The sequence below is a fragment of the Streptomyces sp. NBC_00090 genome (assembly GCF_045160815.1).
Classification (GTDB): Bacteria; Actinomycetota; Actinomycetes; order Streptomycetales; family Streptomycetaceae; genus Streptomyces.
In genome coordinates, this window is sequence record NZ_CP108224.1 from 6,700,123 (window position 1) to 6,711,761 (window position 11,639).

General features: G+C 72.3%; 8 protein-coding genes. 6 read left to right on the plus strand and 2 right to left on the minus strand.

From position 1 onward, the window contains the following. The first annotated feature begins 190 nt into the window (after nt 1-190). Genes OG361_RS30045 through OG361_RS30060 form a run of 4 tightly spaced genes read left to right on the plus strand, consistent with a single transcriptional unit; the run spans nt 191 to nt 8,395 of the window. Complete coding sequence (locus OG361_RS30045) at nt 191-1,792, plus strand: TIGR02677 family protein (protein WP_405858454.1); 1,602 nt, start codon at nt 191-193, stop codon at nt 1,790-1,792. Then, nucleotides 1,789-3,021 (plus strand): TIGR02678 family protein, encoded by a 1,233-nt coding sequence (locus tag OG361_RS30050; RefSeq protein ID WP_405858456.1) that lies wholly within the window; start codon nt 1,789-1,791, stop codon nt 3,019-3,021. Before OG361_RS30045 ends, OG361_RS30050 begins: the two co-directional genes overlap by 4 nt. Continuing rightward, complete coding sequence (locus OG361_RS30055; RefSeq protein ID WP_405858458.1) at nt 3,018-7,151, plus strand: TIGR02680 family protein; 4,134 nt, start codon at nt 3,018-3,020, stop codon at nt 7,149-7,151. The genes OG361_RS30050 and OG361_RS30055 overlap by 4 nt, the downstream gene beginning before the upstream one ends. Then, entirely contained in the window at nt 7,142-8,395 is a 1,254-nt protein-coding gene (locus OG361_RS30060) for a TIGR02679 family protein (protein WP_405858460.1), read from the plus strand. The genes OG361_RS30055 and OG361_RS30060 overlap by 10 nt, the downstream gene beginning before the upstream one ends. Nucleotides 8,396-8,430: 35 nt before the next feature. On the opposite strand, the gene OG361_RS30065 is transcribed toward OG361_RS30060, so the two are convergent. Next, nucleotides 8,431-10,113: an SWIM zinc finger domain-containing protein gene (locus OG361_RS30065; protein WP_405858462.1), complete on the minus strand. Its 1,683-nt coding sequence runs from the start codon at nt 10,111-10,113 to the stop codon at nt 8,431-8,433. Nucleotides 10,114-10,160: 47 nt separating this feature from the next. On the opposite strand from OG361_RS30065, the gene OG361_RS30070 reads away from it, so the two are divergent. Beyond that, nucleotides 10,161-10,340, plus strand: a complete 180-nt coding sequence (locus tag OG361_RS30070) for a hypothetical protein (RefSeq protein WP_405858464.1) — start codon at nt 10,161-10,163, stop codon at nt 10,338-10,340. 14 nt (nt 10,341-10,354) lie between these two features. Then, nucleotides 10,355-10,807, plus strand: coding sequence for a hypothetical protein (locus OG361_RS30075; RefSeq protein WP_405858465.1), 453 nt, complete (start codon nt 10,355-10,357; stop codon nt 10,805-10,807). Between the two features lie 132 nt (nt 10,808-10,939). Here OG361_RS30075 and OG361_RS30080 read toward each other — a convergent pair whose 3' ends face one another. Continuing rightward, nucleotides 10,940-11,608 (minus strand): 4'-phosphopantetheinyl transferase, encoded by a 669-nt coding sequence (locus OG361_RS30080; RefSeq protein ID WP_405862522.1) that lies wholly within the window; start codon nt 11,606-11,608, stop codon nt 10,940-10,942. Nucleotides 11,609-11,639: the final 31 nt, after the last annotated feature.

The window sequence follows — 11,639 nt, forward strand, 5'->3', positions numbered from 1 at the left end:
GGACACGGGCCCACCGATCGGTTCTGAGCGAGGCCGAGATTGAGCACCCGTAGGCGGAGCAGGCCGGCTCGGCCGGATCGTCCGGGCTCAGCGGCGTCGAGAACCACATCGATCCGGTCACTCCCGCGAGAATCGGACAGGTGTGTTCGTCCCTGCCGGTAGCTGCCCCCGGTGCGTAACAATGATGGCGATGACCGTCGCCACCTCGGCCGATTCGGCTTCCGAGCCAAACGGATTCGGCCCCTTCGCCCACCTCACTGTCCGGAACACTCCGCTCTACCGCCAGGTGATGCGGGTGTTCCTCGTGGCCAAGGAGCGGTTCGCGGTCCATCTGCGCCCCGAGGAGGTGCATGCCGCACTTCCGGCGGAGATCCGCCCCGCCGAGCCGGAGGCGGTCGTCGCCGCGCTCGACAGGCTCGTGGTCTGGGGCAATCTGAGGGCCGATCCGGACACCGCGCGGGTCACAGCCGTCGAGGACTTCTACCGGAAGCGGTTCATCTACCAGCTCACGCGCGAGGGGGAGGCGGCCGAGGCGGCGCTGTCCGCCTACGATGAGGCGCTCGGCCGTCGCGGAGCTCTGCAGACCGTCGCGCTGCACGACATCGTCACCCAACTGCGCGCACTCCTCGTCCTGGCCGCCGAGGACGAGCCCGACCCCGCCAAGACACACCTGACGCTCGACACCCTGGCCAACCGGTTCGGCGCACTCGCCGACAACGCCCGGGCCTTCATGGGATCGCTCCAGAGAACCATGGACCTGCACGACGTCGAGCACGAGGTCTTCCTCGCGTACAAGGACCGACTCATCCAGTATCTGGAGCGGTTCATCCAGGACCTGATCACGCTGGGCGGGCGGATCGCCCGGCTGATCCTGGAGCTGGAGGAGAGCGGCGGGGTGGATCCGCTGCTGAGGGCAGCCGCCCGGCGCGAGGCCGCCGACGCCTCTCCGGAGGAGGCCGCCGACGCCGAGCGGGAGGTGTACGAGCGGTGGGCCGCGCGCTGGGAGGGGCTCGGTGCGTGGTTCATCAGCAGGGACGGACGCGAGTCCCAGGCCCGGCTCCTGCGCAGCCGGGCTCTCGGTGCGATTCCACAGCTCCTGACGGTCGTACGGGCACTGAACGAGCGCAGGGCAGGGCGCTCGGACCGGTCCGCCGACTTCCGGACCCTGGCCCGCTGGTTCGCCGAGGCACCCGACGATGACGCACGCCACCGGCTCTGGAGGACGGCTTTCGGTCTCTATCCCGCCCGGCACCTCACCGTCGACGCCGACACTCTCGCCGCCCGGGCGGCGAGTCCTGTCCCGGCCGCCACACCGTGGGCCGGGGCGGAGCCGTTGCGGATCAGCCCCCAACTGCGCCGCACCGGGAGCTACGAGCGGCGCGGCAAACCCCGCAAGGTCGAGGACCGGGAGGCGAGGCGGCGCGCTCTCGCCGAGGCGGCCTCCAAGCAGGCTGCGGAGACCGCCGCCGCCCGCGTTCGGCTCACCACCGACGGCGTCACGCGCCTGTCCGAGCTCGGCGAGCTCGACCCGGGCTCCTTCGGCCTGTTCCTCCAACTTCTCGGCGACGCGCTGGCCACGTGGCGCCCGGGAATGAGGCACACCGTGGCGACCAGCAACGACGGCTCCATGGAGATCCGGCTCACCGCGCTCGCCGGAGGCACCACTGCGGAGGTCCGTACGCTCCACGGCATCTTCAGCGGCCCGGACCACCTCATCGAGATCGTCGACCTGACGGACGGAGTCGACCTGACGGACGGAGTCGCCCTGGCCGATGGAGATGTCGACCGATGACCACCCCCCTCGCCGAGGTACTGGAAGGCCAGCACGCCGCCGACCTGCGCAAGGCAGGGCGTGCCCTGCTGAAACACCCGCTCCTCCTGGCGCACGGCCGGTACGCGGACGAATTCCGCCTCGTCCGCCGGCACGCGCCGGAACTCCGGGAGTGGTTCGACCGCAACACCGGCTGGTCCCTCCAGACGGACGCCGAGACGGCACGGCTGCGCAAGATCCCCGGCGTACTCACCGACCCCACGCATCCCGCCCGCGAGGCGAGCCGCGGTACCGCCCCCTTCACCCGCCGCCGCTACGTTCTGCTCTGCCTCGCGCTGGCCGCCCTCGAACGCGGCGAGGCCCAGATCGCCCTCGGGCGCCTCGCCGACCAGATCGTCCTCGACGCCGCCGATCCCCGACTCGCCGCGACCGGGATCGAGTTCGCCCTGGAACGCCGTGACGAGCGCCTCGACCTCGCCGCCGTCGTACGGCTTCTGCTGGAACTCGGCGTGCTGCGCCGGGTGGCCGGCGAGGAAGAGGCGTACGTCAGCGGGGCGGGCGACGTCCTGTACGACGTCGAACGCCGGGTACTCGCCGGACTTCTGGCCTCCCGCCGCGGCCCCTCCACCGTCCAGGCCGAAACCCTCGACGACCGCCTCGCCGAACTCGTCGCCGAAACCGCCCTGGACAGCGACGAACTGCGCTTCCGCGCGATGCGCCGCTCACTCACCCGCAGGCTGCTCGACGACCCGGTGCTCTACTACGACGACCTCACGGACGCCGAACTCGGCTACCTCACCCGGCAGCGCGGCTTCCTCACCGCCCGGATCACCGAGCTGACCGGACTGGTCGCCGAGGTACGGGCCGAGGGGATCGCCATGGTCGACCCTGACGACGACCTCACCGACCTCCGCATGCCTGAACAGGGCACGCATGGCCACGTCACCCTGCTGCTCGCCGAGCACCTGGCCGGCGCCGACGGACCCGTCACCCTGGACGAGCTGGCCCTCCGAGTCCGTGAACTCGCCGCCCAGCACGGCGGATTCTGGTCGAAGTCAGCCCGGGAGCCGGGCATGGAGCCCGAGCTCGTCGAACACGCCGTCACCCGACTCACCGCGCTCGGCCTGGTCTCCCGCACCCCGGACGCGGTGGCGGCACGCCCCGCCCTCGCCCGGTACGCGGTCGGCGAGACCGTCATCCGCGGACCCGGCTCCGACCCCGTGCCTCCGCAGCGAAAGGCCACCACGTGAACCGCCTCCCCACCCCACGGCGTTCCCGCTGGCAGCCCCTGCGCGTCGGGCTCGTCGACCTGTTCCACTACGACGTGGAGGAGTTCCACTTCCGGGACGGACGCCTGCTGCTCCGTGGCAACAACGGCACCGGCAAGTCCAAGGTGCTCGCCATGACCCTGCCGTTCCTGCTCGACGGCGACCTCAGCCCGCGCCGTGTCGAACCCGACGGCGACCCGGGCAAGAGGATGGAGTGGAACCTGCTCCTCGGCGGCGAGCACCCGCACTCCGAACGGCTCGGCTACACCTGGATCGAGTTCGGCAGGCTCGACGACACGACCGGCGAGCAGCACTTCCGTACGCTGCTGTGCGGGCTCAAGGCCGTCAGCGGCCGGGGTATTGCCCGCCACTGGTACGCCGTCACCCGCCTTCGCGTCGACCACGGCTCCGCCGAACGCACCGAGGCGACCTTCGGGCTGCTCGACGCCACGGGCACGGCCCTGTCCCGGGACCGCCTCGCCGAGGCCGTCGCCGGGCACGGCATGGTGTACGACCAGGCCAAGACGTACCGCAGAGCGGTCGACGAAGCACTCTTCGGCCTCGGCGAGCAGCGATACGCCGCTCTGGTCGACCTGCTCATCCAGCTGCGCCAACCCCAATTGTCCAAGCGGCCCAACGAGGCGGCTCTCTCCCGGGCTCTCACCGAGGCGCTGCCCCCCATGGACCAGGCCGTCATCGCCGACGTGGCCGAGGCGTTCCGATCCTTGGACGAGGAGAAGGACGAACTGGCCGCCGCGTCCGCCGCCGAGCGGGCCGCCTCCGCCTTCCTGGAGCACTACCGGCGGTACGCGCGGATCGCCACCCGGCGCCGCGCCCGGCTTCCCCGCGCCGAGCACTCCCGTTACGAGCGCGTGCAACGAGATCTGGCCGAGGCTCAGGTACGGCGAACCCGCGCAGAGGAGAAGCGAACGGCGGCCGAAGAGGAGATCGGTTCCCTGACCGAGACCGGGGAACGCCTGCGGGCCCAGGAGAAGGCGCTGCGCGAGGCGCCCGAGATGCGCGACGCCCGAGAGCTCGAGCATGCCGCGCAGGCCGTGACACGGACGGCGCAGGCGACAAACCGGGCGCGGGGGGACCGGGCGCAGGCGGACGCCCTCCACACCAAGGCACTTGGGCGGCTCGGCGCCGCCGAGAACCGGCTGCGTGCCACGCGAATCCGAGTCGAAGAGACCCTCGCCCACGTGCGGGCGCAGGCGGCCGCCGCGCGCGTCGCCCTGCCGGCGGACGATCCGCTGCCCGAGCCCGAGCCCGAGCCCGAGCCCGAACTGCGCCGCGCCGTCGAGGACGCCGCGTCCCGCACCCAGCGGGCGCTCGCCCACGTCGAGGGCCTCCTCGAAGCCTCCGAGCGGGCTGCCGACGCGCACCGCCGGGCGTCGGGACGCCTCGACGAGGCGGAGACGGACCTCGTACTGGCCGACGAGACGCACGGTGAGGCGGAGAGGGGTGCAGCGCGGGCAGGCCGGACCCTCCTGGACGACGTACGCGAACGCGCCCGCGTCTGGCAGGAGCTTGCCTTCTCCGACGAGACCGGTCTCCTGGACGAACTCCAGGAATGGACCCACCACCTCGACGGCCCCTACCCGGCGCGGGTCCATGCCACCCGGGCGCACAGCGCCCGCTCGGCGTACCTCGCCGACGAGGCTGCCGAAGCCGCCCGCAGAGCCTCGGAGCTGGCGGCGCGCACCGACGAGGCACGGCGGGAGCTCGCCGCACTGCAGGCCGGCGGCGGACGCGAGCCCCAGCCCCCGGCGACGCGTACCCCCGGCCTTCGTGAACAGCTTCCGGGCGCGCCGCTCTGGCGCCTGGTCGACTTCCGTGACGGACTGCCCGAATCGGAGCGCGCCGGGCTCGAAGCCGCACTCGAAGCCTCCGGCCTCCTCGATGCCTGGGTGCTGCCCGACGGCACCGCCCTTGGCGCGGGCTGGCACGACGTCCTGCTCTCCCCGTCGAACGGACCGGTGAGCGGCCCCTCCCTGGCAGACGTGCTGAGCCCGGCCGTGGACCACGGCGACGGACAGGCAGCTGCCCTGGACGAGACGACGGTTCCCCGACTGCTGGCCGCCATCGGACTCGGTCGCGGGGGAGAAGCCGGGACATGGGTGGCATCCGACGGAAGCTTTCGGGTCGGTGCAGTCACCGGCACGTGGGCCAAGCCCGCCGCCACGTACATCGGCGAGGGCGCGCGCGAGACGGCCCGCCGGGCCCGCGCTGCCGTGCTCGGCATCGAACTCACCTCTCTGCGCGAGGAGTCGGAGACACTCGCGGCTCGTGCCGCGGTGATCGCGACACGCCGTCGCACGCTCGACGCCGAGCTTGCCGACGTGCCCGACGAGGCGGCGCTCACCAGGGCACACGCCCTCGTGAGCGCCGCCGCCGAGACCGTACGCAAGGCCCGCGCAAGGTACGAGGAGCGTGCTGCCAAGGTCACCGAGGCAGCCGGGCACTCCGAGAGCGCCGCCACCGAACTCGCCGAGGGCGCCGCTGATCTGGGGCTGCCCGCCGACCGGGCCGGACTCACCGCCGTGCGCCACGCCCTCGGCTCCCTCGACATCGCGCTGGCCGCCCTCTGGCCCGCGCTCCGCGAACAGGGCGAGACCGTACGGCAGGTGGACGACGAGCGCGCCGAGGCGGCCGAGGCGGAGCAGCGGGTCATCGACCTCGCCCAGCGGGCCGAAGACTCGGCGCGCGAGGCGGCGGCGGCCGACGAACGCCACCGGACCCTGCGCTCCACCGTCGGAGCCGCCGTCGCCGAACTCGAACGGCGCCTCGCCGAGACCGCCGAGGCGCAGCGGATCCGCGAGACCGACCAGAAGAACGCCCGACGGCGTCACGCCGAGGCGGACCGGGAGGCCGGCCGGGCCGAGGGGCGGATCGAGCAGCTGGAGAAGGACCTTGCCGAAGCCGTCGACGCGCGTGCGCAGGCCGTCGCCGCGCTCCAGCGCTTCACGGCCACCGGCCTCGTCGCGGTCGCGCAGCCCGAGCTTGCGGTCCCCGCCTCGGACGACGGCCCCTGGGCCGCCACCCCGGCCATCGCGCTGGCCCGCGCCATCGACTCCGGCCTGTCGGCCACCGATGACACGGATGCCGCTTGGGAACGCGTGCAGCGCCGGCTCAGCGAGGAACTCAAGACCTTGCAGGACACCCTGTCCAGGCACGGGCACAGCGCCTCCGCCCGCATGGTCGAGGACGGCATGGTCGTGGACATCGTGTATCAGGGCCGCGAGCGGGCTGTACCCGAACTCGCCGACGCGCTCGCCGCGGAGGTCGGAGAGCTCACCCGCATCCTGTCCGCCCACGAACGCGAGATCCTCGAGACCCACCTGATCACCGAGGTCGCCGGCACCCTCCAGGAACTCATCGGCACCGCCGAACGGCAAGTGCGGGACATGAACACCGAACTGGAGGACCGCCCCACCTCCACCGGCATGAAGCTCCGCCTGGTGTGGCGGGCCTCGCGCAAGGCCCCGCCCGGACTCGCCCAGGCCCGTGACCGGCTGCGCCAGTCGGCCGACGCCTGGACGGCCGAGGACCGCACGGAGGTCGGCGAGTTCCTCCAGGCCCAGATCGCCCGCCAGAAGTCCGACGACGGCTCGGGCAGCCGACTCGAACAGCTCACAGCGGCGCTCGACTACCGCTCCTGGCACGAGTTCGGTGTCGAACGCCACCAGCACGGGCGCTGGGTCCCGGCCACCGGCCCGGCCTCCGGCGGCGAACGCGTCCTCGCCGTGTCCGTACCGCTGTTCGCCGCCGCCTCCTCGCACTACGCGAGCGCGGGCAGCCCGTACGCGCCCCGCCTGGTCACCCTCGACGAGGCGTTCGCCGGCGTGGACGACGACTCCCGCGCCAAGTGCCTCGGCCTCCTGAGCGCCTTCGACCTCGATGTGGTCATGACCAGCGAGCGGGAGTGGGCCTGCTACCCGCAGGTGCCCGGCATCGCCATCGCCCAGCTGTCCCGGATCGACGAGGTGGCGGCGGTCCTCGTCACCCGCTGGGAGTGGGACGGTACGCGACGGCAGCGCCGCGAGGACCCCGTACGGCACGCGCCCCAGGACACGTCCGGCGTAGCGGAGCCAGAGCCGCTGTGGAACTGAGACACGAGCCCGAGACCGGAGCGGTCGACGGCCCGCGGCTCGCTCGGCTGCTCGGCACACCGGACCTCGCCTGGCTCGTCGAACGAGCGCGCCGACGTCTGGTGAGCGGACTACCCCTGACCGGTTCCGTGTCCCTGGGCGACCCCACTCCGGCCCAGCGGGCGGCGGTCGAACGACTGCTCGCCCGAGCCCCCGGTGGCGGCAGGTCCCTGACCGTAAGGCTCGACGCGGTCGACGCCGTGCTGCGCCGCTCGGGTGCAAGCCCCGACGGCCTCGCCGCCGCCGTCGAAGCGCTCATCGGCCCCGTCACGCCGCTCGCCCAGGCCCGGTACGAGGAGGAGGCCGCCTGGGAGCGGGCGCACGCCCCCCTCGAAGAGCTCGCCGCGTCGGTTCCCCCGCTGGCGGCCTGGGCCGCCCGGGTACGGGCCGACGGCCTCGCGCGACGCCTGGGCCGAGCCCCCGACACCACGCACAGCCTGCTTGCCGGGGCGTGCGCCGCTCTGCTTGCGCTTCCCGCCGATCCGGCCGTCTCGCTTCCCGCCTTCGCCGCCCAGGTCCTCGGCTCGGCCCACGCCCTTGACGACGGCACACCGCTGGCCACGCTCACCCTCTCCGGGGCCCGCGCGCTGACCGGCTTCCCCGATGGCCAGGGCGCCGAATGGCGACGCGAGGCGTGGGCCTCGGCGGGACTGCTCCGGGACGAGCTGTCCTCGACCGTCCTGACGCTGAATCTGCGCGGCACTCCGTGGTTGGACCGGATGGCTGAAGAGGGCGAACCGTGCGTGCTCACCCTTCGCCAGCTCACCCGCCGGCCACCGGCTGTCGCCCCTCCGATCGTGTGGATGTGCGAGAACCCGACCGTCCTCGCGGCGGCGGCCGACACCCTCGGCCCCGCGTGCCCACCCCTGGTCTGTCTCCAGGGGCAGCCCTCCGCCGCCGCCCTCACGCTGCTCCGAGGGCTGCACGAACACGGAGCGACCCTGCGCTACCACGGTGACTTCGACTGGGGCGGCCTTCGTATCGCCGGCGTCCTCCACCGCCGCCTCCCGTGGCGGCCCTGGCGCTATACGGCTGCGGACTACCGTGCCGCCGTGTCCCGCGGCACCTCCCTCTCGCTGTCACCGCTCGTCGGCACTCGGACGGAGAGCCCCTGGGAACCCGCTCTCGCGGCGGCCCTCGCGGAACTCGGCGCACGTGTCGAGGAGGAGACGGAGCTGGACATACTGTTGTCCGACCTCGCGTGAGGTGTCCGGGTGCTCGAGGACAGGCGTTTGCGCTGCTACAAGCCGTGGCGGTTGAGCAGTGCCAGCAGATTGCGCTTGCGTTTCTGGGCGGCGCGCAGGGTGGTCATGTAGGCGGTGAAGGCGTTCTCTGTGCCGAGGGCGTGGTGGCAGGCGCGGGCGCTGAGCAGGAGTTCCGTCAGGTGCTCGTACGTGGCGTCGCCGGTGCGGGTGAGCAGGGGGCCGATCAGGCGCAGGTAGACGGTCAGGGCGTCGGCTGGGCGCCGATCCCGGGTGCGATCGGCGAGGGCGAGCCACTGGCGGCTGTCGGCGTAACCTTCCTCGGCCGCCTCCCAGGCCGCTTCGTGGTCGCCGTCGTCCAGGAGGGCGTCGACCAGGGCCGAGCCCGAGGGGCCGAGGTTCTCGCGGAGCCGGGCATCTGCGCGCAGTGCGTCCAGTGCCCGTGTCCGTTCGGTCTCGTTCCAGCAGTCGGCTGACCGGGCCGCCCTGCGCAGGTCCTGGTACGTGGCCAGTGAGCGGCGGCGGAGCAGGACGTCGCGGCGGACCGCGACGACGTCTGCTGCGCGACCGGTCCGGGTGTAGCGCTCGCAGACGAAGTCCACCAGACGGGTCTCCGGGCCGAGGCCGGGTTCGGCCTCAAGAAGGCCGCGTTCCGCCCACTCCAGGGCCTCGGCCGGACGGCCCGCCCGATCCAGTTCCTGGGCGATCTGCAGGTGCGTGGCGCCCGACGGAGCCAAGTCCGTCGCGTGGAGGGCGATCAGCGCGTCCACGCTGCCCTCCGCACGCATCAGCTGTTCCATGAGGTACCGCTCTGCCCAGCCCTTCGGGTTGTCGCGCAGGGCTGCGGCGGCCCGTTCGTGGGCCCGTGCCAGGCCCGCCGCGCCCAGGACGTCCGCGTAGTCGGGCAGGCGGATGTCGGTGGCGTCGCTCAGGTCGCCCAAGAGGTGGTCCACCAGCCAGTCGGCGGTCCGTTCCGGGTCGGGGCGGGCGTTCCGGCAGGCCTCCAGATGCACTGTGGCCAGGCTGTTCGCCACGTCGCCGATGACCCCGTCCGAGTCGTCGATCTCCCCGTACGTCCTGGCGAGGGCCTCGATCGCACTCCGGGCCACTTCCACGGCTTCCGCCGCCCGGCCGGTATCCGTCAGGGCGCTCAGTGCGGACACGGCCTCGGCGGCCTGGAGCCCGTAAGCGCGTGCGTCCGCGTATTCGACGTAGCCGTACCGGGCGAATGGCCGGGTGTCGAGAAGGCCCACGATGTGCTCGCGTACGGCGCCGAGGTCGTCGCCTGCGGCGGCCGCCCGCAGTTCCAGCCGACGGCGCAGGTCGCGGTCGGCAGTGATCTGCTCCCGTACGAGGCAGAGGAGTTCGTCCCGGCTACGGGATTCCAGCCAGGTGGTGAGCTGCCTGCTGCGGGACGCGGCGGCGGCCCGCAGCTGGGGTACGGATTCCGTCTGTCGCAGGACGGCCAGTCCCACCGCCACGCAGTGCTTGCAGAAGTTGCCCTCTTGCCCGTACGGGCAGTCGCACCGGCCGGTGACCCCGTTCGCGCACTCCGTCAGCTCGACCTCGTAGGTGTCGGTGCCGTCGACGGTCGCAGCGATCGACCTCTCTCCGATCTCCAGCGCGGACACGGAGGGCAGGTAGCCGACACCACGCTCGAACGACCGAGACCCGGCCAGCCGGCGCAGCTCGTCCTCGCTGAAACCCAGTGCGTTGCTCATGGCTCTCATTCAACGCGATCGGGCACGTGCGCAAGCACGGTCGAGTGATGCACGGTCACCTGGCGAGCGAGGACTTCATGCCCCAGCCGCCGGGTAGCGGCGGTCCTCGTGAGGCTTGTCTGACGCTTGCCGCCACCTGGAGCGCCTACAGATGGGACAACGCCGTCTGCCGGCAGTCCATGATGGCGATGACGGGCACGCCCGGCTCGACGCGGTACGTCCCCTGAGAACAAGGAAGTCCATGGCCACGGAACGAAGCATCCGGACGAACTTCGCCTTCTATCCCCCCGATGGGGACGGCGGAGCCTGGCACGCCACGCTGGAGTCCCTGGAGCGGGCGTTGCGGGAGGCGTTCCCCGATCCCACCATCGGGCACCGGCGTTCCGGCGTGCACGAGATGCCCGTGCTGGACTTCGAGATCGAGCTGACGCCGGACGTGTGGCTGGACGGTACCGCGGCCATCACCGAGCCCGACCATGCCTACATCACCCTCACCGATGTGACCGCGGACGAAGCCGGCGCCTTCGCCCTCTGGTTGCGCGACTCCCTCGCCCCGGCGCCGAACCTCGTGCGCTTCGCCAGCAGCATCGCCATGGCGAACGGCGAGGACAACCCCTCGCCGCTGCCGGCCCAAGGGAGCCGTGAAGACATCAGTGACCTGCTGCGCCGACACCTCGACGCATTCGACTACTGACCGGCGACATCAAGCGGACTGCCGCCTGTGTGACGCTGCTTCCCGTTGCTCGGATCGGCCGACGGAACGTAGGACCGCAGTTTCACAGACCCGGATGCTCCCCAGGGCCGTGCGTGTGGGGCGGGGCAGCGGTCAGCGGGTCCAGCGGGGCAGGGTTATGGCGGTTAGCAGGAGGCTGTTCGTGGCGCGCCAGGTTCCTTTGAAGGTGGGGAGTCTCGTGCCGGATACCAGGGGGCCCGGGACCAGGAGTCGTGCGGTGAACGTGCCTGTGGCCGGGTGCACCGTGACGTCGCACTCCAGGAAGTCCAGGAAGGTGTGGGTCAGGGGGAACCAGGTCTTGTAGACGCTTTCCTTGGCGCTGAAGACCAGTCGGTCCCAGCAGATCTCCGGGCGGTCCGCGGTCAGTTGGGTGAGGCGGGTGCGTTCGGCGGGGAGCGTCACCAGGTCCAGTACGCCTTCGTTGGGCAGCGGCTCGTTGCGTTCGGCGTCCATGCCGAGGCTCACCACGTCGGACGAGCGGGCCACGGCCGCCGCCCGGTAGCCCGTGCAGTGCGTCATCGTGCCGACTATCCCGGCCGGCCACCCCGGCGCACCGCGCAGGCCCGGCAGCAGGGGGGCCGGTGGCTCGCCCAGGCGGCCGAGTGCCGTTCTGGCGCAGGATCTGACGGTGGCGAACTCCCGGCGTCTGACCTCGGCCGCGTTCGCCACCACCGCGGCCTCCTCGGGGAAGAGGGAGGACACGGGGGCGTCACCGAACGTCTCCATGATCTCGACCGTGCGGGGGAGGAGGTCCCTCATCAGGAGGCTCATCGCTGTTCCGTCTCGCATGCCG